We start from the raw sequence: 25,661 nt of genomic DNA on the forward strand, positions 1-25,661 counted from the left end.
AGCCTCATCTCGCTGAGCTGGCTGAATGTGTCGCCCCTTTGGTATTTTGGAGTGTGTTGACCGTGAGCACTAAATCGGCAGTTTCAAATCTTGTTGCGCAGCGCAAGCCTGACCATGCGCTGCCAGGTGCCCTCTATAGCGACCCAGATGTTTACAGGCAGGATCTGGAACAGATCTGGCACAAAAGCTGGATCTTCGCAGGGCACACATTTGAGCTGGAGAAGTCGGGTCAGTACCTGTCGCTGCAAATCGGCGATTACCCTGTCGCTATCGTGCGCGGCGCAGACACGCAGATTCGTGCATTCCACAACGCCTGCCGCCATCGCGGCTCCAAGGTGTGCCCGGAAGCAAGCGGCAAGGTCGCCAAGCTGGTGTGCCCTTACCACAAATGGACATTCGAGCTGGATGGCAGACTGCTTTTCGCCGGGAACATGGGGGACGATTTCGACAAGTCTCAGCATGGTTTGAAACCCGTGCATTGTGAGGTCGTCGAAACCTACATCTATGTGTGCGTCGCTGACGTCGCCCCTGACTTTTCTTCATTCAGAAAGTCCGTCACCCCTTTCGTTGCGCCTCATAACCTGGACGACTGCAAAGTCGCGTTTGAGTCGAACATCATCGAGAAAGGCAACTGGAAACTGGTTTTCGAGAACAACCGCGAGTGTTACCACTGCGATTTTACTCACCCGGAATTGATGCACTCATTCGTCGACAACCCATCAGTGGGCGGCGCTGGCGGTGATGAGGATCTCGAACTCAAAGAGCATTGGGACCGCTGCGAAGCGGCAGGCCTGCCAAGCCGATTGGTCATGGACGAAGACGGTCGCTTCCGCATGACGCGCATCCCCCTGTTTTCCGGGGCCGTCAGCTACACAATGGATGGCAAGCCTGCGGTTGGCGGTCGCTTGGACACAACCGGTGAAGCCAACATCGGTGCGCTGCTTTATTTCAACTACCCATCGACCTGGAACCACTTTCTGGGCGATCACGCGCTGAGCTTCCGCGTTCTGCCCATCGGTCCGGGCGAGACGTTGGTCACTACAAAATGGATCGTCAAGAAGGACGCGCAGGAAGGTGTCGACTACGACATCGATCGCCTGACCAAGGTTTGGCTTGCAACCAATGACCAGGATCGCACCTTGGTGGAAGGCGCACAGGTAGGGGTCAGCTCCCCTGCTTACGAGCCGGGCCCGTTATCGGTGGCTAGCGAAATTGGTGTGTGTCAGTTTGATGACTGGTACTGCAAAACGATGCTTGAGCAACTCAATGACACGATCCCGTTAAGGTCTGTCGGCTAAGTGCAAAACTGCCGGTGGTGAGCACCACGAATGATCACCACCGGCACACCCAAACCTCTCCCCTCTGCGCAAACCGAGTCACTGCCCAGCCAGCACTCCTATCTTCTAAACGGCTCAGGAAAACTGGGCGAGAATCCAGTCTCGTAGTCGGCAACACGCTTCGTCGTTCACCCGGTCTTCACGGAAAGTCAGATAATGCTGGCTTTCATGGAGAACCACTTCCTGATCGACTGGACGAACCAGTGATCCGTTTTCGATTAGATTCGCAACCAGATGATTCCATCCAAGGGCTACACCCTGGTGGGTCAAAACCATACTTATCACCAGGTTGTAGTCGTTTGCATTGAAAACGTGAGGGCTATCGTGAGGCCGCTTTTCAATATCGACATCGTGATAGGCCAGCCAAACGCCCCAGTCGACGTGCTCCGCTACCTGGGATCGGCCATAGGGGCTGAGATTTAGCAGAACCCCATCGCGCAACCCTTCCAGGCTGGACAGCTCAGGATGCTCCTCTTTATATCGAGGTGTGCACACCGGGTAGATGACGTCATGAAACAACGGATAACTACGATAACCATCCTGAACCTTGGCCATCTTGGTGATGAAGATGTCGGGGGTTACACCGGGTTCCATCGACAAAAAGTTTTGAGTGGTCACCAGATTCAGATCGATATCAGCGTTCTGAGTGAAAAAACCCGGCAGTTTGGCTGCTAACCAAAGAGCCGAAAACGCTGGGGAACAGCAAAGCGTCAGCGTTCGCTTGCCTGCATTGTTGGTGCGAATGCGTTCCGCTGCCTGGGAGATGTTTACGAAGGAAAGCTGCGCAGCATCGAAAAAAATGGAGCCGGCCTCAGTCAGCTCGACCGCTCGACCGACCCTCTTGAACAGATCAACCCCAAGGTACGTCTCAAGCTCTCGAATCTGACGACTGATTGCCGCTTGAGTAACGCACAGTGCCTCTGCCGCTCGCGTGAAACTCTGGTATTTGGCGGCCGCTACGAATGACTTGACTGCTTTCAAAGACGGCATTTTCAGCAACGTCATATCTGGATCGATGTGCTTAACCATAACCTAAAGTATTTAATGTCCGGTTCGGGGCCCCTTGGGAGGGCCTTAAAGGAGGAGATCGGCGGGAGGTTTCCACCTGGGAGTGCATGCTTGAGAGTAGCTGAAAGAGAAGGTCTACAACAGGGAAAACGGCGCTTCGCTGAACAACAAACACTGGCGGCATCGAAAACGGATATCAACGCAGGATCGATAACATAGCGTTATTGATTGGTCAGAAGAAATGTTGTTAGACGCTGACTCTATTAGGTAATAACTTGTCACTCAAGGCACTGCCAAATTCAGCGTCGATAAAACAAAAATAATAAACATCACATAATAAAGAGGATGGTCACAATGACTAATTCCCAACTCTTCTCCCAGCTTGACTGCCCCCAAAAGCACCGTCTTAACTGATCAAGACACGTATACCTAAATTCTTGATCTTACGCCGTAATTGCAACAGGAGGGGTTATGAGTCTTGGTGACGAGATACTCTCGGTAAAAAACATTTACAAAGTCTTTGGCCCTCAGCCGAAGCTCGCGATGGAGATGCTGGCTCGCGGTGCTGACAAGAATGAAATTTTCAGCAAAACCGGTCAAGTCGTTGGCGTTTTTAATGCCAGTTTCTCCGTAAAACGTGGAGAGATTTTCGTCATCATGGGTCTTTCCGGTTCTGGAAAGTCGACGATGGTGCGGTTATTCAATCGACTGATCGAGCCAACCTCTGGAACAATCCATCTTAACGGACAAGAAATCACCGGTCTTTCAGACGCCGACCTTCTTAGCGTTCGTCGCAAAGACATGAGTATGGTGTTTCAGTCGTTTGCGCTGATGCCACACATGAGTGTGATCGACAACGTTGCTTTCGGTCTGGAAATCTCTGGTGTCGAGGAGAGCGAGCGGCATAAGCGTGCACTTGAGGCACTCAAACAGGTAGGTCTCGAGGGACACGCCTACAGCTATCCGCACCAGCTGTCTGGCGGTATGCAGCAGCGCGTGGGTTTAGCCCGAGCGCTGGCCAATGACCCTGCCATCCTGCTGATGGATGAAGCCTTCTCTGCTCTCGACCCGTTGATTCGCAGCGAAATGCAGGGCGAATTGATCCGCCTGCAAGCAGAACAACAGCGCACCATCATCTTCATCTCGCATGACATTGAAGAGGCAATTCGCATCGGCCATCGCATTGCGATCATGGAAGGTGGCCGCGTGATACAGATCGGTACTCCACAAGAGCTGCTTTGCAACCCGGTGAATGATTACGTCAAAGCGTTCTTCAAAGGTTTCGATGCCTCGAAGATTCTGAAGGCTGGCGATGTTGCCAAGATCTGTGCTGAGCACCCTTACGCCAAGGACCAGTCCACACCTACGCTGCAGGCTGACGCTCCACTTCATGACGTCTTTCACATCGTCGCCAATGCCGTTAACCCGGTTGCCGTGCTGGATCGCCAGGGTGTTTTCAAAGGCACGATTTCCAAGAGCCTACTGCTCCAGACAATGAGCCGTCACTAATAGTCTCTATTTGTTGGCTTGCCAGGCTCAGACATTCAGGTGATTAGCATGAACGAATTCAGTCTTCTAGACCCGTTTCAATCCATCAACGTCCCCTTGGGCCAATGGGTAGAGGTCGCCCTAAATTTTCTGGTACAAAATTTCCGTGAGATATTTCGTTCGATAAGATGGCCAATCGATCAAGTTCTGAACGGCATTCAATATGGATTGCTGTCTATTCCTCCGTCGATTTTCATCATTGCTGCAACGCTATTCGGCTGGCAGGTGGGAGGAAAAAAAATAGGCATCCTCTGCTTCGTTACCCTCTCCCTTTTAGGGGTGATCGGCGTGTGGAATGACGCGATGATAACCCTCGCGCTGGTGCTCACTTCACTGTTCTTCTGCGCGATTATTGGCATACCGTTGGGAGTCCTGTGCGCCCGTAGTAACCGATTGGAAATGCTTCTTCGCCCGGTATTGGACGCGATGCAAACGCTGCCAGCGTTCGTCTATCTGGTTCCCGTCGTCATGCTGTTTGGTATCGGAAACGTACCGGGGGTGTTGGTCACGATCATCTTCTCGGTGGCGCCGCTCGTCAGGCTTACTAACCTGGGAATCAGGCAAGTGCCAGAGGATAAGGTCGAGGCAGCCAGAGCCTTCGGATGTACCCCACGTCAAATGCTGATGCGAGTCCAGTTTCCGTTGGCCGCCCCTACGATCATGGCTGGGTTGAATCAGGCATTGATGTTGTCACTTTCGATGGTTGTGATCGCATCGATGATCTCGGTGGGTGGACTGGGTCTGATGGTACTTCGCGGTATTGGGCGCCTCGATATGGGCCTGGCGACCGTGGGTGGCCTGGGCTTGGTTTTACTGGCGATCTTCCTTGACCGCCTGACCCAGGCAATGGGCGAGCGCAGCAATAGAGCAACCAGAGGCGAACATTGGTACCAGACAGGCCCTGTAGGGGTGTTGTATCGCCTGAAAAGACAAAGTGTCGTTAAAGAAGAAATAGATATCAGGCCAAAGAAAAGTTAACCCGCGTAGCAGCGCGCCGCCTGAACCCAATAAAAAGCTGGCTCCTTAAACCACGCAAGGTAGACGATAATGAATTTCACACAATGCGCAATGAAACAAAAATTTATTCGTTCTATGGTGCTTCTAGCATTAACGGTATCACCTGTTTTCGCATCCGCTGCGACAGCGCAACAACCCGGCCAAGGGATATCAATCACCCCCATCTTCCCGTCCATCGCCGAAGAGCGATTTCGCGGAGAGATTGCAATGGCGGGCCTTAAAGAGCTGGGGTACAAAGTTCAGACTCCCAAGGAGACCGAGTACTCCACCATGTTTGTTGCGATCTCTAGTGGCGATGCTGACTTCACGGTACATATGTGGGAGACGCTGCATGAGGCTTTTTACAAAAAAGCCGGTGGCGATGACACGATGGTGAAGTCCGGCGACATTATGCCGGGTGTTTTGCAGGGCTACATGATTGATAAAAAAACGGCTGATGAGCACCACATTACGTCTATCGCAGATTTGCAGAAACCGGAGATTGCCAAGCTGTTCGATGGCGATGGTGACGGTAAAGCGGACCTGACGGGTTGCAACCCCGGTTGGGGCTGTGAACTGATCATTGCACACCATATGAAAGCCTATGACCTGAACAAGACCGTTTCAAATAACCAGGGCTCCTATTTTGCCCTGATGGCCGACACCATTGCTCGTTATAAACAAGGCAAGCCGATTCTCTATTACACCTGGGTACCTCAGTGGATTTCCGGTGTACTGGTCGAAGGCAAAGATGTTGTGTGGCTGACCGTGCCGCGTACCGATCTTCCGAGTGGCAAGAACGATACCAATACTACATTCAATGGCAAAAACCTGGGTTTCCCGGTAGACGTCGTCAAAGCCGTTGTTAACAAAGAGTTCGCCGAGAAGAATCCGGCGGCGGAAAAGTTTTTGTCTGAAATGCAGATCACCACCGACGACGAAAGCGCGCAGAATCTCAAAATGCACAATGGTGAGAAAAGTGCAGCTGACATTACGCGCCATGCCTCGGAATGGATCGCCGCTCATCGCGCAAAGTACGATAGCTGGATAGCAGACGCCCGCGCCGCTGCAAATACCGCCACCGCAAAGAAGTAGTCTGGTCATCTAAAGCTGCGTAAAGGTTGCCCCTCGCCGGGCAACTTTTTTATCCGTTTCGGCGTTCATCATTCAGGAATCATGAAATGCAATTGTATTCATTCGTCCAGAATTTCAGTTACAAGGACGCGCCCCTGCATACACGCGAGCTGGTTAAAACTTGCCTGCTCGACATCATTGGTGTGGCCGCCGGAGCCCGCGACAATCAAACCAGCGTTATGCTCAAAACTTACGCTGACACCCACTACTCAGCCAATAAGCTGTCCAGCCGCCTTTGGTTCGACGGCAGAGCCGTACATCCATTGGGGGCCGCTTATGCAGGCGGCTTCAGCGTAGATAGCCTGGATGCACATGAAGGTCACTTCACATCCAAGGGGCACGCGGGTGCAACTGTTGTCCCGGCCATTGTTGCATTGGTAGACGCGTATCGCAGTCAAGGCAAAGACATCAGCGGCGAGGAGTTCCTCAGCGCACTGTGCATTGGTTACGAGACGGCCTTGCGTGCGGGCCAGGCCTTAATGGCCACTGCCCCGGAATATCATGCCTCAGGCGCGTTTTCCGGAATCGGGGTCGTTTGTGCGGGAGCCCGCCTGCTGAAACTGGATGAAACGACGTTTCGTCACGCGCTGGGTATCGCGGAATATTTTGGCCCGAGGTGCCCGATGATGCGCCTGGTGAGCTTTCCGACGATGTTGCGTGATGCCCACGGCGCCGGGGCGTATGCCGGACTGAACGCATTACTGATGGCACAGCTCGGTGTCACTGGCGCTCCAGCCGCTACCGTTGAACCTTTGGAGATTTCCACTTTCTGGCAGGACATCGGAACCCGCTGGGAGATCGATGAACAATATTTCAAACCGTGGCCGGTATGTCGCTGGGCGCAACCGGCACTCACGGCCATGACCGATTTGATGCGAGCGTATCCAGTCATCACTGCGGAGTTGATCGAGACCATAAATGTCGAGACATTCCATGAGTCTGTGTGCTTGCAGGGGCATTTTCCGAAGAATGCGGACGAGGCCCAGTATGCGCTAGCGTTCCCACTTGCCGCCTTGATCGTTCGCGGAAAGCTGGGCCCTGACGAAGTCACTGGGGATTCCATTCATGCGCCGGACATCTTGAACATCAGCGAGAAGATAATCCTTCATGAGGCGCCCGACCTGTCCGCCAGGTTCCCGGAGGAAATTCTCTCCCGCGTCACGGTTACCCTGAAAGACGGCACGCGTCTTACGAGCCCAACCGCGACGGCCAAGGGCGACCCCGGCAACCCTATGTCGAGTGCCGAACTCACGGCTAAATATCATTTGCTGGCTGATGACAGCTTGGGATCCACGCTCAGCAATGCGATCAAGAACAGTGTTGAAGCACTGCCTGAGAGTGATGACTGCCAGTCATTCTTTGATTTGTTGCTGTCTGCTCCAAAAACCGCTGTCTAGATTGCGCAACGGTTTCGTAGCTATTGGTAAAGGTGTCAAAGAGGATTTATGCCATTCGTATTCGAGAGCGTGCTTAAAGACAAGAACATGGGGTACTCCTATACGGCGGAGAAACCATCAATGCCGCAGGCGGTGACTCGTGTAGCTTTCGTGCTTTTGAACAATTTCTCGATGATGTCGTTCACCGGCGCTATCGATGCGCTGGTGACCGCAAACTTGATTAGCGAGACACCGGCATTCGAAGTGTTGACCGTTGGTATCAAAAGTCGTCTGGTCATGAGCGATCTGGGAATTGCAATTTCAGCAGACCTTGAGTTATCCCAATTGCCAGATCGTATCGACGTTCTCATCGTCGCAGGTGGTTTACGGGTGAAGTTGATCAGCGATCCGATATTACGGCGCAAGCTACGTAACGCCGCCTCTCTTGGTGCGACCATGGGCGGTTTGTGGAACGGCGCCTTTTTCCTGGCGGAAGCTCAGTTAATGGACGGTGTCGAGTGTGCCTTCCATCCAGACGGGCGAGCGATGATGGAGGATGTCTTCCCCAAAGTCCTGGTCTCTTGTCGAACTCACGTCATCGATAGAAATCGCATAACGTGCGCCGGCGCCAGCAGTTCGTTACGAATGATGCTGGAACTCATCACTGCTAAACAAGGCGTGTCGCTGACCCATGCTGTCGAGGAAATACTCAGTTGCGATCAAACCCCTGAAGTCTCTGGGATATCGACGGTCATCGTTGACTCTGACCCCACCTTGCCACAAACCCTGAAGCTCGCTTTAGAACTGATGCAAAAGAACATCGAAGAGCCGCTTTCCATCGACGAACTGGCCGAATGCGTGAACATTTCCCGACGACAATTGGAGCGCCGTTTCTGCCGCTTCGTCGGCGCCACCCCCACACGTTACTACCTGGAACTGCGCTTGACTCGAGCGCGTCAGCTTATTCTGCAGAGCAATCGGCCGATCACCGATATCGCGATCGCGACCGGCTTTTGCAGTTTCGCCAACTTCCATATGCGCTTTCGTGACTTTTTTGGCGTAGCGCCAAGTAGCTATAGAGCGACGTATGAGCGCAGGCGTTAGTTTTCCGAAACGCAAGCACGCAAAAAACCAAAGAAATCCGCAAAGTCTAAGCCGAGCAAATGATGGTTAACATCATCGATAAGGATTACCGAGAATTATGAATGCTCCATCGTCAGTGTTGATACCGACGGCTAACTACAGCGAGCGGATGTCTACACGCATTGCCTTCCTCATCGCGGGCTTACTCATGTCCGCTTGGGCGCCTCTGGTTCCATTGGTAAAGGCACGCGTTGGTTTGGACGATGGTGGCTTGGGGTTGCTGCTTCTCGGCCTTGGCGGCGGATCTATTGTAGCCATGCCGTTTGCTGGATATCTCACTGCGCACTATGGGTGCCGACCGGTCGTCATCTGGGCAACTATTGCACTGTGTGCCGTTCTTGCGCTTTTGAGCACCGTGGTGTGGCTACCTGGCCTGGTGATAGCTGTCATTATCTTCGGCGCCAGCATGGGCATGCTTGATTGCGCCATGAACATACAGTCCGTCATCGTCGAGAAAAACAGCGGGCAGGCACTTCAGTCCGGCTTCCATGGCCTTTACAGCGTCGGAGGCATATTGGGCGCCGGGGCGATGACCGCTTTACTGACCTTCGGCCTGTATCCGCTGATGGCTGCGCTCTGCATCGTTGCCACCGTTTTGGGAGCACTTTACAAGGCTGCACCTGCTTTGCTGCCTTATGGCACTGAACGTGGCGGGCCATTGTTCGCGGTGCCCAGGGGTATCGTGCTGTTTTTAGGGACGCTCTGTTTCATCGTATTCCTCACTGAAGGTGCAATGCTTGACTGGAGCGCGGTCTTCCTTGTCTCGAATCGAGGGTTAGAGCCGAGCATCGCCGGTTTGGGCTACGCATCCTTCGCCGCTGCAATGACGGTGGGCCGCCTGACGGGAGACGCCATCGTCAGCAAGCTAGGCGGCGTGCGCGTAGTTGCGCTAGGCGGGCTCTGCGCAGCCGCAGGCATGCTCGTGTCGCTTGGAATCGATGGCTGGCCCGCGTCCCTGGTCGGCTATGCCCTGGTCGGGGCTGGCTGCTCGAACATTGTCCCAGTGATCTTTACCGCTGTAGGCCGGCAACAACGCATGCCACAGGCGGTTGCCATCCCCGCAGTCATCTCGATGGGCTACGCGGGCATTCTGATAGGTCCCGTATTTATTGGGGCAGTCGCCCATCTAAGCACCTTGTCATTCGCTTTGGGCTGCCTGATTGTTCTGCTGGTTTTTGTCAGCACAACAGCTCGAATACTTCGCAATTAGCCGAATCTTTTCAGGCGCGATATCTCTCCACTTCATCCTGGAGAGACTCAATAAGAATTGCTTCAGCGTTATCCCCCCCACGGAGAGGTTCAGAAGATGAGTGATTTTGCTTTCCCAGGCGTCAACCTTGCGGTGACTACCCCGTTCGACACCGACGGGAAGATCGACTTCGCACGCTTTGAAACCCTTCTTGAGCGCTACATCAGTGCGGGAGTAAATGGGTTCGTCCTGAGTTCAGGCACCGGCATGCATGTCTATCTTTCCAAGGAGGAATCCAGGGAGTTGGTGGCCTTTGGATCGAAGGTAATACGCGGCCGCACCAAGATTATCGTCCAGACCTCGGCCCTGCTGGTAGACGATGTCGTAGAGCGGACGTTACACGCCGCTGAATGTGGTGCTGATGGGGTCATGGTATTGCCGCCTTTTTTTGAAGGCCCTACCGACGACGAGGGTGTGATCCATTTTTACTCAGCCGTAGCGAAGGCCGGCTTGCCGATCATCGGCTACAACGTACCTCAAGCGGTCGGCGTCGAAGTCACTCCGGATCTTCACCGAAAACTGTGCCTGATCCCTGGTTTTTCAGGCGTCAAGGACAGCAGCGGCGATCTCGGCAAACAAGCCTCACTGATCCGCACCGGGTTGCCTGTCATGAATGGCGCTGACCCTTTGGTTCCCTATGCGCTCTTTGCTGGCTGTGCAGGGCTCATCTGGGGCGGTGCGAACATGGCTCCCAAGACCTGCGTCGCGCTGGTAAAAGCCGCCACCCAACATCGTTGGGATGAGGCTCGGGAAATCTGGATGCTGCTTGAACCCGTGATGTCGCTGATTTGGGAGGGCGACTACGTTCAATCCGTTTATGCCGGCGCCAACATCACCGGATACGGCGCCGGCCAACCCCGGCGTCCCCTGACTCCCCTGTCTGCCGAGCGGACCAGAGTGTTACGCGACGCGCTAGGGCAACTGGTAGAACTCGAAGCCGCAGCGTCCTGAGCAAGGGGAACACCATGTTCGTCGCTTCAAAATTACCGAAACTGACCACGGCCTCCGGTTGGGTTGAGCTGCTGGACCGGCGAACGCCGACGCTTCCCCTTCAAAAGGCAATTACAGTCGATATTGCAATCATTGGCGCAGGCTTTGCGGGCCTTTCCGCTGCCCACAGAATTTCGCAAATCGACCCCACGACCACTGTCGCCCTGCTTGAGGCCACGATCATTGGGGAAGGTGCCGCAGGACGCAACTCTGGCTTCATCATCGACCTGCCACACGAAGTGTCTTCAGATGACTACGGCGGAAATTCCCTGGCTCGTTCCAGGCAGGATATTTTCCTGTATCGAAGCGCGATCGATCTCGCTGCCGGTGTTGCTGAAGATCAGCAATGGGGACCTGAGATCTTCAATCCATGCGGGCGATACAGCGTGGCCATGGGATCGCGCGGCGAAGAACATATCAAGGCCTATGCGAAGCAACTGACAGCTTTAGGCGAGCGTCATCAAATACTCAGTGCTACGGAAATTTCGCAGATCACAGGTACACCTGCCTATACGGCTGGCCTGTTCATGCCTGGCACGGTCATTGTGCAACCGGCTGCATACATCCGAGGCGTCGCGGATAGCCTGCGTGCACCGGTACAGGTATTCGAGCAGACACCGGCTTTATCCTTTGAAGTTAAAAACGGCAGCTGGCTGATCAAGACACCTGACGGCTCCGTGACTGCCCAAAAAATAATCTTGGCCAACAATGGATACGCGCGTGACTTTGGCTTCTTTCAGAAGACGCTCATGCCTATCTTCACCTATGCATCCATGACGGAGGCGTTTGATCCCGACCTGCTTTCTGGACAAAGACAGTGGGCCGCCACCCCTGCCCTGCCCATGGGCACGACCGTGCGGCGAATCGCTGGCAGGGACGGTGATCGAATACTGATTCGTTCACGCTACACCTTTAGCACCAAGGTGCAGGTCAGCGAAAACGCGGTGAACAGCGCTGGCAAGGCTCATGATAAAAAATTCGCCAGTCGTTTTCCGATGCTACCAAAGGTTCGTATGCAGTACCGGTGGGGTGGGGAAATGGCGGTGACACTGAACGGAGTACCCGCCTTTGGAGAAGTTGCGCCTGGTGTGATCAGCGCTTGCGGCTGCAACGGCCTTGGGGCGTCTAAATCCACCGCTGCCGGGATCGCCGCAGCAGATTTCGCGATGGAAAAAAGCACGCCGATTCTCGACATCTTCAACGACTACGCGCCGCCCAAGAAGTTGCCAGCAGAACCTTTCCTCAGTATCGGGGCGAGCGCCAATCTTTATATGAAAGAGCTGCTCGCTGGCCGTGAGTAAGGTGACCTCGCCTTGGTAAATCAAAGGCGTTTCCCACGGCGACCCGCGTTGTCTATTCGAGAGGTAAAGGGCTATGCAATTCAACTGCAATATGTCGGAGCAAGAACTCCTGATGCATGGAGTGATTATGCGGGAGGCACTCCTGCGAATCCTTGCCCGTCATTCCCCACTTTGCGGGATCGACGGCGGGGATACTGAAACCTGTGTTCGCTCCTTGGCTGATGCCCACTTGAACATCGGCCTGCCTCCCTTCAAGGGCAACCCCCTGCCCTCGTCCTTGCACTCCACGGTCTCACAGGCGTTGTCTGACGCTCCCAGAATTCAGCGTGACTTCAAAACTCTGCTAACAGCGCTTGAGCCCCTATTACGCAATAGCCGGTGGATAAAGCGACTCGCTACTGAAAGGGATGATGCCGGCCTCGAAGAAAAACATCGGCATGCATTGATTCTCGGAGAAGGCGCTCTGTTCGAATGTTCAACGATGACAGTGGGACTGGCTGTGATGGCGCCCAACCTTTGCTACCCCTTCCATGCGCATCCCCCTGCAGAATTCTACGTCGTTTTATCAGAAGGTGATTGGTACCGGGAAGATGTCGGATGGTGGAATCCGGGGCCTGGCGGTGTGGTGTTCAACCCCCCATCAGCTGTCCATTCAATGAGGTCTACCCACAAGCCGCTGCTAGCACTATGGGGCCTGATAAACGAATCGTCACAGCCCATTCGTGAACGCAAAATTTCAGCGGATCTGGTGTTCCCTGGCGGACGATCAGAGCAGCCGTAATCCAGCATTCGCTTAGTTACATCGGCAGCCACCCGTCAACTCGGATCTAAGTCACACATATTGAATGCCGAGCCGCCTTGGTCGCGGCATAGACCGAATGCAGCGGGGAGCCCTTTTTGTGCGCCACCGAGGCGTTGAGGATTACCGACGTCCCCTCGCTGAGCAGCGGCAGCGCCTTTTGCACGGTGAAGAACAGACCGCGGACATTGGCGTTGAACTGCCTGTCGAAGTCCTCCGGCGTCACCGCCTCGAACGACGAGAGACTGCTGACGCCCGCGTTGGCGAACAACACATCGATCCTGCCCAAGCGCGTGCCGACTTCAGCATAGAGGGCGTCCAGTGCTTCCAGATCGGAAACATCCGCGACGATGGCCACGGCGCTTTCGCCAATTTCGGTGGCGGCTTTATCGAAGGCGGATTCGGTGCGGCCGACGATGACGACTTTTGCGCCTTCCTCGGCGAACAGCTTCGCTGAGGCGAGGCCGATGCCACTGCCGCCGCCTGTGATTACAGCGACTTTTCCAAGTAGTTTTCCCATTTCATGTACTCCTTGCATCGATAGGGTGTGATAAAGCGCGTCGCACCGGCGCGGTTACGTCTGGAACAGCGCGAAGGTGAGGAACATGTCGAGGTAGCCAGGCATCACGCCCTCCGCCAGCACGCCAACCATCGACACTTGGCCACTGCTTGCCGGGCTGCCCCATCGCCAGCTGGCGCAAACGCTGCACCGCATCCATGCAGCCCTGGCGCACCCGTGGACGCTGGAGCAACTCGCCCGTGACGCCGGGATGTCGCGCTCCACCTTCGCGGCGCTGTTCACGTCGGTCGTCGGAGTGCCGCCGCTGACCTACGTCGCGACGTGGCGTATTTATCGTGCCAAGCTCATCCTCGCTGCCGGCCACTCGATCGCAGCTGCGGCGCAGCAGACGGGATACGGCAGCGACATCACACTCAGCCGCGCGTTTAAAGCCGCGACCGGCGTGTCACCTGGACAATGGCGGCGCGAGCGGCGGACCTCCGGCCGCAATGATCCGCAGCCTGATAGATTGGTGACGCTAACTTAACTCGGGTTTGAAGTTGACCTGCCGATGGTCGTGGCGCTATCCGGGGTAAGGCTGAACCCCGTGAGCAATTGCCCATCGTAGGGAGCGACAGGGGCAAAACCAGGGGCATGTTCATGACTCTTCGGCCTGTAAAGTCGAGGTAGAGCCCTGGTGAAATGTTCTTCGGGGATCCGGATAGTCTTTAAGTTGCCTTGGCGAGAGATCATCAGGGTTAAATCTCCATTCTCGAACAATGGATGCTTTCAACCCTGAATGCAGAGATGAAGGGCCGATTCCTGCCCTCCAAATGGTGTTAGCGCAGCTGGTCGATGTTCTCGTCGATTCGGCCTTGAATGGTATCCAGGGTGTCTTGGGTGATCACGCGTGGGTACAGGTTCTCGGCGATGGTCGCAAACTGGCTCGCGACGTTGCAAATTTTGTCAATGATGCCGCCAGCAGTCTCCACTGAGACCTCTGCTTCGTCTGCAAGTCTGAGCATCGCGTCTCGATCAATCTCCAAGGCCTCGCCCATCACGTCCATCTGGTGATAACCGCCCGGTCCCTCGCAGAAAGTCACGTCGTAGGCTGGCGCCAGCTGCCATGCACCAGATGGCGACATGACGTAGGCGAAGTTTTTGGGGTGGTCGTCTCGGTTGTTGAATGCAACATTGAAGACGGCGCGCTCGAAGGCGATAGCTTTCTCTCGCACATCGTTGGTGCACATCTGCGTCGCACGCAAGAAGTTGACATAGTCCAAGGCCCCCGGTGACTTGTAGTCGGCCCCGGTAAAGACTGCAAGGCTTTGCATGGGCACGCGCTTGCCGTCCATACGATCAAAGCGCTTACTCGCGAAGGCTGCCAGCCCGTTGGGCAGACTGAAATGCCGGGTGTCCGGGGTCTGGATGCCGCACATGCGCAAGCACTCGGCATAGACCATTTCGATAGCACACACCTCGGGATGTTCTTCTTTTGCCGGGAACTTGATGAGCCAGGCTTCAAAGCCCGGCTTGGCGGCGGTGGTGAAGGCTCCACTTTGAGGATCGCGATAGACCAACGCCTTTGGCCTGGCGCCTTGAGGGGAGCCCCCTACCAACAGTAACGTCTGCAGGAATTCCCCACCTTCCCCATTGAGAACTTCCTGAATCTCAGCTGCAAGCAGCTCAAGGGGGATATGCGCTTGCGGCTCCTGCCCTTCGGGAGCCACGGGCTCGAACGACATTGCCCCCATGGCATTATTACTAACATAGGCCAACCGCTCCAGAGGTCCTATGCGTGCTGTGTTGAGGCCGCGGCGCCTGAACAACCGGTCCATCAGCAGCAGGCCCCAACCGTCAGGCAACGAGTCATAGATAGGCCCTGGCAGGCCCAACTGATGGGACGGAAAACCTCGACGTAGTTGGGGGCCGTCCAATGGAAGTGTGTAGGACGACAGCTCCAGGCCTCTGCTCTTCGCTTCATTGCTGTACTCAAACACAATCTGTGGGCGACCGGTGATAGCGGTCGTAGACACAAGCGTGCCCCACAGCCAACGTTCACCCCACCCCTCGTAGTAGACGTCAACCTGCTCAAGCATTATCGGACTTCCTCTTGGTGCGATGACGATTGACAGTGTTTTCGTATCGGCGAATGTCTTCAAGGCTATCGAGCTTTGGCAAGAACAGTCCTTCGAGCTCCTTGGTTCGTCCAAGGACCATGGCCACGCGGACCACATTCTCGAACCCGACATTGCGCCCAGCTTCAAGGTTGGAAACGGTATTGGTCCCGATACCGGCGCGACCGGCCACTTCGGCTTGCGTCATCTGCAAAGCCAGCCGCTCCGTGCGCAGACGATTGCAGAGCCGCTTGACGATCTCACTCGGCTTGCTGAAGCTTAAATCCAACATAATGTGTGTTCCGACGCTATACGCCACTTAATACCCGCAATTATGGAATTAACCAGCATCCAGTTCAAGACGAGTAATTCCCTGAAACTGTGCTTTATATAGGTACTGTAGCCATTACACACAGTTTATTGGAATTAATGCTACTTACGGGAAGATTCGACCATGACTCAGTCTTAAGCCGGACCATTGCAAAAATGGAAACACACAATTGCCATCAACCGAGTTGATCGCCCCCTGACACAAGGCGCAGGCTAGAGGGCTGGCTTGGGTCTCATATCATTCCGAATGATAGTTACCTTCGCCCCATTCGATTCGTCCGATACAAACCCGCCGCGCATCATTCGCCAATCTCAACACATTGGCGGATGCATCCATGGAACAGTCACTCAAACATTTGCGCTTCCCCTTGGCTTTGTTGGCCGTAGTGGTGATCAGCGCTTGCGGCAAGGCCCCGGAAACCGCCGCCAGCATGCCAGCAGCCAAGGTCAGCGTGGCCAAGGTGCTGGAACAACCGGTCAACGAGTGGGACGAATTCACCGGCCGCCTCGAAGCGCCGGAAACCGTCGAGATTCGTCCACGGGTCTCAGGTCAGATCGATGAAGTGGCCTTCACAGAGGGTGCCCTGGTCAAGAAAGGCGACCTGCTGTTCCAGATCGACCCGCGTCCGTTCCAGGCTGAGGTCCGCCGCCTCGAAGCACTGGTTGCACAATCGCGCGCCAATGCGACCCGTAGCGAAAACGAAGCCCAGCGCGGTGAACGCCTGCGCACCAGCAACGCCATTTCCGCTGAACTGGCCGATTCGCGTACCAGCGCCGCCCAGGAAGCCCGCGCCGCCGTCGGCGCTCTTCAGGCACAGCTGGACCTGGCCAAGCTGAACCTGAGCTTCACCCGCGTCACCGCACCGATCAGCGGCCGCGTCAGCCGTGCGGAAATCACCGCCGGCAACCTGGTGACCGCCGACACCACCCCGCTGACCAGCGTGGTCTCCACCGACAAGGTGTATGCCTACTTCGACGCGGACGAGCGTGTGTTCCTCAAGTACACGGAGCTCGCTCGCCAGGGCAAGCGCGGCGCCACCACCCCGGTTTATATGGGCCTGTCCAACGAGGACGGCAACCCACACCAGGGCGTGATGAACTTCGTCGACAACCAGGTCAACCCGAAAACCGGCACCATCCGTGGCCGCGCCGTGTTCGACAACAGCGATGGCAGCTACACCCCGGGCCTGTATGCACGCCTGAAACTGGTGGGCAGCGGTACGTACAGCGCCATGCTGATCAACGATGAGGCGGTCGGCACCGACCTGGGCAAGAAGTTCGTGCTGGTGATGGATGCCGACAACAAGACCGCCTACCGCGCGGTGGAACTGGGTCCGAAGATCGAAGGTCTGCGCATCGTGCGCAACGGTCTGAACAAGGACGACACCATCATCGTCAAGGGCCTGCAACGGGTGCGCCCTGGCTCACCGGTCACCCCTGAGGTGATTCCGATGGCCAGCGAACAAACCCTCGCGGCTCTCGCACAACAACGCCAAGCGCTGGAAGCCAGTAACCTGCCTCAAGTCGCACCTGCCAAGGTTGCGCCGGGTACGGTTGTGAAACTGGCTGCCACGACCCCACGCGGTTAAGGGATTCCAAGATGAATTTTTCCCAATTCTTCATTTCGCGGCCGATCTTCGCAGCGGTGCTGTCGCTGCTGATCCTGATCGCCGGTGCGATCTCGCTGTTCCAGTTGCCGATCAGCGAATACCCGGAAGTGGTGCCGCCGACCGTGGTGGTCCGCGCCAACTTCCCGGGTGCCAACCCGAAAGTCATCGGCGAAACCGTGGCCGCGCCGCTGGAACAAGCCATCACCGGCGTCGAGAACATGCTGTACATGTCCTCGCAATCCACCGCTGACGGCAAGATCACCCTGACCATCACCTTTGCCCTGGGTACCGACCTGGACAACGCCCAGGTGCAGGTGCAGAACCGCGTGACCCGCACCGAGCCGAAACTTCCCGAGGAAGTGACGCGCATCGGTATCACCGTGGACAAGGCGTCGCCCGACCTGACGATGGTGGTGCACTTGACCTCGCCGGACAAACGCTACGACATGCTGTACCTGTCCAACTACGCTCTGCTCAACATCAAGGATGAGCTGGCGCGCCTGGGCGGTGTCGGTGATGTGCAGTTGTTCGGCATGGGCGATTACTCGCTGCGTGTATGGCTGGACCCGAACAAGACCGCTTCGCGCAACCTGACCGCGACCGATGTGGTCACGGCAATTCGCGAACAGAACCGTCAAGTGGCGGCCGGTGCGCTGGGTGCACCTCCTGCACCGAATGCCACCGCATTCCAGCTGTCGGTCAACACTCAGGGCCGTCTGGTCAGTGAGGAAGAGTTCGAGAACATCATCATTCGCTCTGGCGACAACGGTGAAATCACTCGTCTGAAGGACATCGCTCGCGTCGAACTGGGTTCGAGCCAATACGCCTTGCGTTCGCTGCTGAACAACCAGCCGGCAGTGGCGATCCCGATCTTCCAGCGTCCTGGTTCCAACGCTATCGAAATCTCCAATGAAGTCCGGGCCAAAATGGCCGAACTGAAGAAGAGCTTCCCCGAAGGCATGGACTTCAGCATCGTCTATGACCCGACGATCTTCGTGCGCGGCTCCATCGAGGCGGTGGTTCACACCCTCTTCGAAGCGCTGATCCTCGTGGTGCTGGTGGTGATCCTGTTCCTGCAGACCTGGCGCGCTTCGATCATTCCATTGGTCGCTGTGCCGGTATCGCTGATCGGTACCTTTGCCGTGATGCACTTGTTCGGTTTCTCGCTCAACGCCTTGTCGCTGTTCGGTCTGGTATTGGCGATCGGTATCGTGGTGGACGATGCCATCGTGGTGGTGGAGAACGTCGAGCGGAACATCGAGCTTGGATTGACCCCGGTCGAAGCCACCAAACGCGCCATGCGTGAAGTGACCGGCCCGATCATTGCCACGGCGCTGGTGCTGTGTGCGGTGTTTGTTCCGGCGGCGTTTATCTCCGGTTTGACTGGCCAGTTCTACAAGCAGTTCGCCCTGACCATTGCGATTTCCACGGTAATCTCGGCCTTCAACTCGCTGACCCTGTCACCGGCCCTGGCCGCGGTATTGCTCAAGGGCCATGACGCACCGAAAGACCGGTTCTCCAAGGTGCTGGACAAGATTTTCGGTGGCTGGTTGTTCCGTCCGTTCAACCGCTTCTTCGAGAAAGCCAGCCATGGTTATGTCGGCACCGTTGCCCGTGTGATCCGCTCAAGCGGTATCGCCCTGCTGCTGTACGCCGGCCTGATGGTCCTGACCTTCTTCGGTTTCTCCAGCACCCCGACTGGTTTCGTCCCCGGCCAGGACAAGCAATACCTGGTGGCGTTCGCGCAACTGCCGGATGCCTCGAGCCTGGACCGTACCGAAGACGTGATCAAGCGCATGTCCGACCTGGCCCTGAAACAGCCGGGCGTGGAAAGCGCGGTGGCCTTCCCGGGCCTGTCGATCAACGGCTTCACCAACAGCCCGAACGCCGGCATCGTGTTCGTGACCCTGAAACCGTTCGACGAACGTAAAGACCCGAGCATGTCCGCCGGTGCGATTGCCGGTGCCTTGAACGGCCAGTACGCGAACATCCAGGAAGCCTACATGGCGATCTTCCCGCCGCCGCCGGTACAAGGCCTGGGCACCATCGGTGGTTTCCGCCTGCAGATCGAAGACCGGGGCAACCTGGGCTACGAAGAGCTGTACAAGGAAACCATGAACATCATCAACAAGAGCCACAGCGTGCCGGAACTGGCCGGCCTGTTCACCAGCTACACGGTGAACGTGCCACAGGTCGATGCTGCCATCGACCGGGAAAAAGCCAAGACCCACGGCGTGGCCGTCAGCGACATCTTCGACACCCTGCAGATTTACCTGGGTTCGCTGTATGCCAACGACTTCAACCGCTTCGGGCGCACCTATCAGGTCAACGTTCAGGCCGAACAACAGTTCCGCCTCGAATCCGACCAGATCGGCCAGCTGAAAGTGCGCAACAACAAGGGCGAGATGATCCCGCTGGCGACCTTCATCAAGGTCAGCGACACCTCGGGTCCCGACCGCGTGATGCACTACAACGGCTTCATCACCGCTGAAATCAACGGTGCGGCAGCCCCCGGCTACAGCTCCGGCCAGGCCGAAAAAGCCATCGAGAAACTGCTCAAGGAAGAACTGCCGAACGGCATGACCTACGAATGGACCGACCTGACCTACCAGCAGATCCTGTCCGGCAACACCGCGCTGTTCGTGTTCCCGCTCTGTGTGCTGCTGGCGTTCCTGGTACTGGCGGCTCAGTACGAAAGCTGGAGCCTGCCACTGGCGGTGATCCTGATCGTACCGATGACTCTGCTGTCGGCCATCACCGGGGTGATCGCCTCCGGCGGTGACAACAACATCTTCACCCAGATCGGCCTGATCGTACTGGTGGGCCTGGCCTGCAAGAACGCGATCCTGATCGTCGAGTTCGCCAAGGACAAACAGCTCGAAGGCCTAAACCCGCTGGCGGCGGTTCTGGAAGCTTGCCGTCTGCGTCTGCGGCCGATCCTGATGACCTCCTTCGCGTTCATCATGGGCGTCGTGCCGCTGGTGTTCTCCAGCGGTGCCGGTGCCGAAATGCGTCACGCCATGGGTGTAGCGGTGTTCTCCGGGATGCTTGGGGTAACCTTCTTCGGCCTGTTGCTGACGCCAGTGTTTTACGTACTGATTCGTAACTTTGTCGAGCGCGGCCAAGCGCGCAAAGCCGCCAAGGCCGCCCTGAAGCTGGAGTCGCATTGATGAGTTTGAAAGCCTTCCTGCCGAGCCTGCTGGTACTGGCCCTGAGTGCCTGTGCCGTCGGCCCGGACTACAAGACGCCAACCACCGAGGCGGCCAATATCACGACCGCCACCGATGGCGCCGCCGGCCAGAAGAACTTTGACCGCTCGCGTTTCGAAGGCATCTGGTGGCAGCAGTTCGAAGACCCGACCCTCAACCAGTTGGTGACGCAATCCCTGCAAGGCAACCGCGATCTGCGCGTCGCCTTCGCCCGCTGGAAAGCCGCACGGGCGATCCGCGATGACGTCAGCAACGATGCCATGCCGACCATCACCAGCCGCGTCAGCAGTGATTTGGGCAAAGGCCAGATTCCCGGCCAGACCACCGACCGGGTCAACAGTGAACGCTACGACCTGGGCCTGGATATGGCGTGGGAGATCGATCTGTTCGGCCGCATCCAGCGCAACCTGGAGTCGGCCAACGCCGAACAACAGGCGTTCGAGGCCGATCTGTACCAACTGCAAGTCACCATGATTGCCGAACTGGTGGATTCCTACGGCCAACTGCGCGGGGCGCAACTGCGGGAGAAAATAGCCCTGGCCAACCTGCAGAACCAGCAGGAGTCGCGCAAGATCACCGTCAGCCTGCGTGATGCCGGCGTCGGTGATCAGCTCGACGTGGAGCGTGCCGATGCGCGACTCGCGTCAGTCGAGGCCAGCGTGCCGCAACTGCAGGCCGAACAGGTTCGGCAGAAAAACCGTATCGCCACCCTGCTGGGTGAACGTCCGGACAAGCTGACCGTGGACATGAGCCCGAAAGACCTGCCGGCGATCGCCAAGGCATTGCCGATCGGTGATCCGGGTGAGCTGCTGCAACGCCGTCCGGACATTCGCAGTGCCGAACGCCAATTGGCGTCGGCCACGGCACGTATCGGCGTGGCCAAGGCTGACCTGTTCCCGCGGGTCAGCCTCAGCGGCTTCCTCGGTTTTACCGCCGGGCGCGGTTCGCAGATCGGTTCCTCGGCGGCCAACGCCTGGGCGCTGGGCCCGAGCATTACTTGGGCGGCGTTTGACCTGGGCAGCGTCAAGGCCCGGTTGCGCGGTGCCGACGCCGATGCCGAAGGCGCCCTGGCGACCTATGAGCAACACGTGTTGCTGGCCCTGGAAGAATCGGAAAACGCCTTCAGCGACTACGGCAAACGTCAGCAGCGCCTGATCTCGCTGATTCGCCAGAGCGAGTCCAGCCGCTCGGCCGCCGACCTGGCGGAGATCCGCTACCGCGAAGGCTCGGCCGATTTCCTTGTGCTGCTCGACGCCCAACGGGAACGCCTGGCCGCCGAAGACACCCAGGCCCAGGCTGAAGTCGACCTGTATCGCGGCATCGTCGCGATCTACAAGGCCCTTGGCGGTGGCTGGCAGCCGGAGACGGTCGCCAGCAACTGACCCGATGTTTTAATGCGCTCCTTTGGTTGGCCGCAGCCAACCAATTTCCTTGCCCTGCGTCTCATTCGGTCGCGGGGCTTTTTTTGCCCAGGACTTACCCATCCCCCCTGTAGGAGCTGGCTTGCCAGCGAATGCGGTGTATCGGTCACTTTTCATGTTGGCTGACACAATGCTTTCGCTGGCAAGCCAGCTCCTACCGGGTTAGCGGTGATCCTCAGATTTTTGGTTTTCCTGAACGGTGACCGTGGCAGTAGTCCCCGCCCTCAGGTTGTTTTTACCGGCATAGTCGGCATCGATCTCGATCCGCACCGGCACCCGTTGCGCCAGCTTGATCCAGGTGTAACTGGGGTTGATATTCGCCAGCAGGCGGCCACCGGGCAGGTTTTCCCGGTCGGCAATGGCAAAGGCGATGCTCTGCACTTTGCCGCCGAACGTCTCGCCACTCATCAACTCGATCTTGACCCGGTCGCCCTCCCCGATCCGCGGCAACTTGGTTTCTTCAAAGTAACCGCTGACATAGAACGAATCGCTGTCCACCAACGCCAGCAATGGACCGCCGGCCGAGGCGTAGTCGCCCTCCCGGGTCAGCAGATTGGTGACATATCCAGTCACCGGGGAGACGACGTGGGTACGCTGCAAATCGAGCTCGGACTGGGTCAAGGCCGCGATGGCCAGTTGCACGTTAGCCTGGGCCAACACCAGGTTGGCCTGATTACGCAGCAAGTCAGCCTGGGCCACCGACACGTCGGTGTTGGCTTTTTCCCACTCTTCGCCGGAAATCGCCGAACGATCCTTGAGCGTACGCCGCCGTTGCTCTTCGCTCTGACGTTGTTTGAGCAACGCTTCGCTGGCGGTAATGGTCGCCTGGGCCTGCCCGAGCGAGGCCTTCGCCACCTCAACGGCACGTTTGGCATGCTCCACCGCCAGGATGTAACGCGCCGGATCGATCTCCAGCAACGCCTGGCCTTTGTTCACATGCTGGTTGTCCTGCACGGTCAGGCCGACGATTCGCCCCGAAACGTCGGCGGATAAGGTCACCACATCGGCACGCACCCGGGCATCCCGGGTCCAGGGGGCGCGGGTGTAATGTTCCCAGGCGAACCAACCCAGGATAACGGCCAGCAGTACCACCGCCAGCGTCGTGAGTCGGGAAAGGATGTTCTTCAAGGCATCAGGCTCCCATCACCAGGATCAATGTGGCGCAGACGCAGACGTATAGCGCGCCTTCGAACAACGCTTCGTGCCAGACAAACTGCAGCACACCGAGACGCCGCAACGTCCAGTCCAGCAGCAGGAAAATCGGCACGCCCAGCAGCAGCGCCTGAGCAATCGGGGGCAGGTAGGCACCACCCACTTCCAGATCAATGGGCAAGGACAGGGTCTCCTTCAAGGCCTGCGGGTTGAAAGTAGCCGCGATAACGCTCGACGAACGACACCACGATCAACAGCGACACGCGCATACGGAACACCGACCACAAGTGCTCATGAACATCGGTATGCAGGGCATCCAGTTCGTCGCCCAGGGTGTGGAGGCTATCCAGCACCAGCGCCACTTCGACCCCGGGCCGACCGGCGACCAGCCTCCCCGTTTCCCGCACTGTCGAGAACAGGCGACTTTGCAGATCCGGACTCAGCAGTGCGTTGTTCTGCCCCTGCTGCCTGAGCTGATTCAAGGCAATACCCAGTGCCATGCAGGCCAGGCTGACCTGGAACCGCTCACGCGATTGTGGCTCCCGGGTCGCCGGCAGCAGCCCCAGCATCATGGTCAGGCGATCGACCATACGGCTCTCGAACGCAAACTGCTGCTCATCGGTCGCCGAGGTTTTCAACAAGGCGTACACCTGCTCGCAGCTCTCTTTGTGGAGCCGCCGCATGCGCAAATCCGGCATGAACGGAAAGATCAACGCATACACACTCAACGCCAGCACGGTCGCGCAGGTATAAGCGCCGGCAAACTCGAACCACTGGATCGCGGTGTTCTGGCCAATCCCCACGTTCAACGGGCCGAGCAACAGAAAAGTCGTGAGCCCCAGGCCAATGCCGGTACCTGTAGTGGCGGGACTGGCCAGGCCCACCGCAACGGCGTAGAGCAAGGGCGCCAGCAACAAGGCAAGCATCTCGAAATTGCTGATCATCGGCACAAACATGAACTGAAGCAGTGCCGAGGCCACCAGCGCCAGCCCGAACCCCCGCGCATAGCTTTGAACGGCCAGCAGCGGCCGGGGAAACGTCGACATCAGCGAACACAGGATGCCCACCAGCACCATCGCGCCTCGCGCACCGTCCCAACCGGTTTCGATCCAGATCAGGCCGGCGATCAACAGCGCGGAAAAGGCCCGGACGGCATTCATGGTCGCCAGGGTGAAGTCCAGGTGCAGCGGGTTTTCCCGCCCGCGAAACACGCTGCTGGCGGGTCGCCCGCTCTGGATGGCATCACTCAACTCCAGAATCTGCTCAAGTTGCTGCAGAAGGCGTGCTTGCTCCCAGCGCAACGACCAGGCCAGCGAGCGCAAGGTGGCCGGCAGCGGCTCAGTCAATTGTTCGGCCCTGTAGGCCAGCTCATCAAAGCGTTGTTGCAGCGACGTGAAATGATGGCGCTTTTCACTGGACAGCGAACGCCCCTGCCGCGCCAGTTCATCGAGAAAGGCCAGTTCTTCGGCGCGCAGCCGTTGAATTTCTTCAGGCAACTCGCCCTCCCAGCGCTCGGTCAACAACAACCGCTGGTGGCGCAAGGCGGTCAACCGCGCGGTCAACAACACCAATTGATTGCCCAACAGTTGCACCAGGCCGTTGGCACTGCGCAAGCGCGGGGCATCGTAATACATGTGCCGGCGCACACCCTCCAGGCCGCTGATCTGCCCCAACAGCTGCATTTGTCGGTGCTGGAAATCCGCTTCGCTCTCTTCGGTGCGGATGACGGCGCTGGCATGGGTGGCCAGCAACCGGGTGATTTGATCGATCTTCGCGAAATAGTCCCGTGCCACGGCTTCCGGCCTGGCGGTAAGCAGGCTGACCACGCACACGCAGGCAACCGCCAGCAAGGTTTCGGTGAGGCGGGTCACCGCCAGCAAAAAGGTGCCGTCCTGATCGGGAATCGCCAGCAATGCGATGACCACGGCAGTGTAGCCACTGAGCACGAATGCCCCGGAGCTGGTGTAGCGCAACAGCGTGCCACCGGCGGTGCACAGCGCCAGCCACAGGGCCAGGGTGGTGATGAACGGCAACGGTGCCTGCGCAAATATCGCCATGATTGCCACCGCCACGACCGCCCCCATGGTGGTACCGATGACTTGGCCAAAACTGCGCGCCAGCACCATGCCGCCCAGTGGCTGGCTGATGATGACCACGGCCATGATCGACCACTTGGGTTGGTCCAGATCGAACAAAAACGCCAGATACAGTGTCAACAAACCGGCCGCGATGGTTCGCAGGGTAAACAGCAACACCCCGGGGCCGGGGTTGAGCATGGCCTTGAAGTACTGCAACAACGCTTGCATGGGAACACTCGTCGAGACACCTCCAGCAAGCGTAGTCACTGCTGCGGGGCCTCGACAGGTTTTGCTGTCGACACCGCTTGCAGGCCCATTGAATCGCCAGTGAGCGTCGTCAAGGTTTGACTCAAAGCCTGGCCTG

At 57.3% G+C, this 25,661-nt stretch carries 22 protein-coding genes; 14 read left to right on the forward strand and 8 right to left on the reverse strand.

What is annotated here, in order from left to right:
• Positions 1–62 precede the first annotated feature (62 nt).
• Positions 63–1,298 (forward strand): aromatic ring-hydroxylating oxygenase subunit alpha, encoded by a 1,236-nt coding sequence (locus tag AC1D19_RS00370; protein WP_477761941.1) that lies wholly within the window; start codon positions 63–65, stop codon positions 1,296–1,298.
• A gap of 114 nt (positions 1,299–1,412) precedes the next feature.
• Here AC1D19_RS00370 and AC1D19_RS00375 read toward each other — a convergent pair whose 3' ends face one another.
• Complete coding sequence (locus tag AC1D19_RS00375) at positions 1,413–2,366, reverse strand: LysR family transcriptional regulator (protein WP_477761942.1); 954 nt, start codon at positions 2,364–2,366, stop codon at positions 1,413–1,415.
• Positions 2,367–2,816: 450 nt separating this feature from the next.
• Here AC1D19_RS00375 and AC1D19_RS00380 point away from each other — a divergent pair, with 450 nt between their 5' ends.
• From AC1D19_RS00380 to AC1D19_RS00420, 9 genes are all read left to right on the forward strand, one after another.
• Positions 2,817–3,854 (forward strand): quaternary amine ABC transporter ATP-binding protein, encoded by a 1,038-nt coding sequence (locus AC1D19_RS00380; RefSeq protein ID WP_477760210.1) that lies wholly within the window; start codon positions 2,817–2,819, stop codon positions 3,852–3,854.
• A 48-nt stretch (positions 3,855–3,902) separates the two neighbouring features.
• Positions 3,903–4,871: a glycine betaine/L-proline ABC transporter permease ProW gene (gene proW / locus AC1D19_RS00385; protein ID WP_477761943.1), complete on the forward strand. Its 969-nt coding sequence runs from the start codon at positions 3,903–3,905 to the stop codon at positions 4,869–4,871.
• 114 nt (positions 4,872–4,985) lie between these two features.
• Positions 4,986–5,984 (forward strand): glycine betaine/L-proline ABC transporter substrate-binding protein ProX, encoded by a 999-nt coding sequence (proX, locus tag AC1D19_RS00390; protein ID WP_477762333.1) that lies wholly within the window; start codon positions 4,986–4,988, stop codon positions 5,982–5,984.
• 86 nt (positions 5,985–6,070) lie between these two features.
• Entirely contained in the window at positions 6,071–7,420 is a 1,350-nt protein-coding gene (locus tag AC1D19_RS00395; RefSeq protein ID WP_477760212.1) for an MmgE/PrpD family protein, read from the forward strand.
• Positions 7,421–7,468: 48 nt separating this feature from the next.
• Complete coding sequence (locus AC1D19_RS00400; protein ID WP_477756743.1) at positions 7,469–8,503, forward strand: GlxA family transcriptional regulator; 1,035 nt, start codon at positions 7,469–7,471, stop codon at positions 8,501–8,503.
• Positions 8,504–8,600: 97 nt separating this feature from the next.
• Positions 8,601–9,752: an MFS transporter gene (locus tag AC1D19_RS00405; RefSeq protein WP_477761944.1), complete on the forward strand. Its 1,152-nt coding sequence runs from the start codon at positions 8,601–8,603 to the stop codon at positions 9,750–9,752.
• Between the two features lie 96 nt (positions 9,753–9,848).
• Positions 9,849–10,742 (forward strand): dihydrodipicolinate synthase family protein, encoded by an 894-nt coding sequence (locus tag AC1D19_RS00410; RefSeq protein WP_477756924.1) that lies wholly within the window; start codon positions 9,849–9,851, stop codon positions 10,740–10,742.
• Between the two features lie 14 nt (positions 10,743–10,756).
• Positions 10,757–12,082: an NAD(P)/FAD-dependent oxidoreductase gene (locus AC1D19_RS00415; RefSeq protein WP_477761945.1), complete on the forward strand. Its 1,326-nt coding sequence runs from the start codon at positions 10,757–10,759 to the stop codon at positions 12,080–12,082.
• A 73-nt stretch (positions 12,083–12,155) separates the two neighbouring features.
• A complete protein-coding gene (locus tag AC1D19_RS00420; RefSeq protein ID WP_477761946.1) occupies positions 12,156–12,863 on the forward strand; it encodes a dimethylsulfonioproprionate lyase family protein in 708 nt (235 codons plus the stop codon).
• Between the two features lie 46 nt (positions 12,864–12,909).
• Here AC1D19_RS00420 and AC1D19_RS00425 read toward each other — a convergent pair whose 3' ends face one another.
• The gene (locus AC1D19_RS00425) at positions 12,910–13,401 is read right to left on the reverse strand and encodes an SDR family NAD(P)-dependent oxidoreductase (protein WP_477761947.1); all 492 of its coding nucleotides are present in this window, start codon (positions 13,399–13,401) and stop codon (positions 12,910–12,912) included.
• Positions 13,402–13,455: 54 nt separating this feature from the next.
• Positions 13,456–13,596 carry a hypothetical protein gene (locus AC1D19_RS00430; protein WP_477761948.1) on the reverse strand — a complete coding sequence of 47 codons (141 nt, stop codon included), beginning with the start codon at positions 13,594–13,596 and terminating at the stop codon, positions 13,456–13,458.
• Between the two features lie 10 nt (positions 13,597–13,606).
• Here AC1D19_RS00430 and AC1D19_RS00435 point away from each other — a divergent pair, with 10 nt between their 5' ends.
• Positions 13,607–13,927, forward strand: a complete 321-nt coding sequence (locus AC1D19_RS00435; protein ID WP_477762334.1) for a helix-turn-helix transcriptional regulator — start codon at positions 13,607–13,609, stop codon at positions 13,925–13,927.
• A gap of 292 nt (positions 13,928–14,219) precedes the next feature.
• Here the strand turns inward: AC1D19_RS00435 and AC1D19_RS00440 are convergent, their stop codons facing one another.
• Entirely contained in the window at positions 14,220–15,479 is a 1,260-nt protein-coding gene (locus AC1D19_RS00440) for a type II toxin-antitoxin system HipA family toxin (protein ID WP_477761949.1), read from the reverse strand.
• The gene (locus AC1D19_RS00445; RefSeq protein ID WP_477755940.1) at positions 15,472–15,789 is read right to left on the reverse strand and encodes a helix-turn-helix domain-containing protein; all 318 of its coding nucleotides are present in this window, start codon (positions 15,787–15,789) and stop codon (positions 15,472–15,474) included. Before AC1D19_RS00445 ends, AC1D19_RS00440 begins: the two co-directional genes overlap by 8 nt.
• 373 nt (positions 15,790–16,162) lie before the next feature.
• Here AC1D19_RS00445 and mexE point away from each other — a divergent pair, with 373 nt between their 5' ends.
• From mexE to AC1D19_RS00460, 3 genes are read left to right on the forward strand one after another with little or no spacing between them, the layout of a single operon-like run.
• Positions 16,163–17,416, forward strand: coding sequence for a multidrug efflux RND transporter periplasmic adaptor subunit MexE (gene mexE, locus AC1D19_RS00450; RefSeq protein WP_477760215.1), 1,254 nt, complete (start codon positions 16,163–16,165; stop codon positions 17,414–17,416).
• Between the two features lie 11 nt (positions 17,417–17,427).
• The gene (locus AC1D19_RS00455) at positions 17,428–20,607 is read left to right on the forward strand and encodes an efflux RND transporter permease subunit (RefSeq protein ID WP_477761950.1); all 3,180 of its coding nucleotides are present in this window, start codon (positions 17,428–17,430) and stop codon (positions 20,605–20,607) included.
• A complete protein-coding gene (locus AC1D19_RS00460) occupies positions 20,607–22,028 on the forward strand; it encodes an efflux transporter outer membrane subunit (RefSeq protein ID WP_477761951.1) in 1,422 nt (473 codons plus the stop codon). The genes AC1D19_RS00455 and AC1D19_RS00460 overlap by 1 nt, the downstream gene beginning before the upstream one ends.
• 201 nt (positions 22,029–22,229) lie before the next feature.
• On the opposite strand, the gene AC1D19_RS00465 is transcribed toward AC1D19_RS00460, so the two are convergent.
• Genes AC1D19_RS00465 through AC1D19_RS00475 form a run of 3 tightly spaced genes read right to left on the reverse strand, consistent with a single transcriptional unit; the run spans position 22,230 to position 25,525 of the window.
• Positions 22,230–23,195 carry an HlyD family secretion protein gene (locus AC1D19_RS00465; RefSeq protein WP_477761952.1) on the reverse strand — a complete coding sequence of 322 codons (966 nt, stop codon included), beginning with the start codon at positions 23,193–23,195 and terminating at the stop codon, positions 22,230–22,232.
• Positions 23,196–23,199: 4 nt separating this feature from the next.
• Positions 23,200–23,400: a DUF1656 domain-containing protein gene (locus tag AC1D19_RS00470; protein ID WP_108217534.1), complete on the reverse strand. Its 201-nt coding sequence runs from the start codon at positions 23,398–23,400 to the stop codon at positions 23,200–23,202.
• On the reverse strand, positions 23,390–25,525 hold the full coding sequence (locus AC1D19_RS00475) for an FUSC family protein (RefSeq protein WP_477761953.1): 2,136 nt from the start codon (positions 25,523–25,525) through the stop codon (positions 23,390–23,392). Before AC1D19_RS00475 ends, AC1D19_RS00470 begins: the two co-directional genes overlap by 11 nt.
• Between the last annotated feature and the right edge of the window lie 136 nt (positions 25,526–25,661).

The sequence above is a fragment of the Pseudomonas sp. P1_C12 genome (assembly GCF_056406435.1).

Bases quoted from the DNA above. Each gene is read 5' to 3' on its own strand.
- proX (WP_477762333.1), top strand. From the start codon at position 4,986: ATGGTGCTTCTAGCATTAACGGTATCACCTGTTTTCGCATCCGCTGCG.
- AC1D19_RS00455 (WP_477761950.1), top strand. From the start codon at position 17,428: ATGAATTTTTCCCAATTCTTCATTTCGCGGCCGATCTTCGCAGCGGTG.
- AC1D19_RS00405 (WP_477761944.1), top strand. From the start codon at position 8,601: ATGAATGCTCCATCGTCAGTGTTGATACCGACGGCTAACTACAGCGAG.
- AC1D19_RS00420 (WP_477761946.1), top strand. From the start codon at position 12,156: ATGCAATTCAACTGCAATATGTCGGAGCAAGAACTCCTGATGCATGGA.
- AC1D19_RS00425 (WP_477761947.1), bottom strand. From the start codon at position 13,401: ATGGGAAAACTACTTGGAAAAGTCGCTGTAATCACAGGCGGCGGCAGT.
- AC1D19_RS00410 (WP_477756924.1), top strand. From the start codon at position 9,849: ATGAGTGATTTTGCTTTCCCAGGCGTCAACCTTGCGGTGACTACCCCG.
- AC1D19_RS00460 (WP_477761951.1), top strand. From the start codon at position 20,607: ATGAGTTTGAAAGCCTTCCTGCCGAGCCTGCTGGTACTGGCCCTGAGT.
- AC1D19_RS00475 (WP_477761953.1), bottom strand. From the start codon at position 25,525: ATGCAAGCGTTGTTGCAGTACTTCAAGGCCATGCTCAACCCCGGCCCC.
- AC1D19_RS00400 (WP_477756743.1), top strand. From the start codon at position 7,469: ATGCCATTCGTATTCGAGAGCGTGCTTAAAGACAAGAACATGGGGTAC.
- AC1D19_RS00445 (WP_477755940.1), bottom strand. From the start codon at position 15,789: ATGTTGGATTTAAGCTTCAGCAAGCCGAGTGAGATCGTCAAGCGGCTC.
- AC1D19_RS00395 (WP_477760212.1), top strand. From the start codon at position 6,071: ATGCAATTGTATTCATTCGTCCAGAATTTCAGTTACAAGGACGCGCCC.
- mexE (WP_477760215.1), top strand. From the start codon at position 16,163: ATGGAACAGTCACTCAAACATTTGCGCTTCCCCTTGGCTTTGTTGGCC.
- AC1D19_RS00375 (WP_477761942.1), bottom strand. From the start codon at position 2,366: ATGGTTAAGCACATCGATCCAGATATGACGTTGCTGAAAATGCCGTCT.
- AC1D19_RS00415 (WP_477761945.1), top strand. From the start codon at position 10,757: ATGTTCGTCGCTTCAAAATTACCGAAACTGACCACGGCCTCCGGTTGG.
- AC1D19_RS00380 (WP_477760210.1), top strand. From the start codon at position 2,817: ATGAGTCTTGGTGACGAGATACTCTCGGTAAAAAACATTTACAAAGTC.
- proW (WP_477761943.1), top strand. From the start codon at position 3,903: ATGAACGAATTCAGTCTTCTAGACCCGTTTCAATCCATCAACGTCCCC.
- AC1D19_RS00430 (WP_477761948.1), bottom strand. From the start codon at position 13,596: ATGCGGTGCAGCGTTTGCGCCAGCTGGCGATGGGGCAGCCCGGCAAGC.
- AC1D19_RS00440 (WP_477761949.1), bottom strand. From the start codon at position 15,479: ATGCTTGAGCAGGTTGACGTCTACTACGAGGGGTGGGGTGAACGTTGG.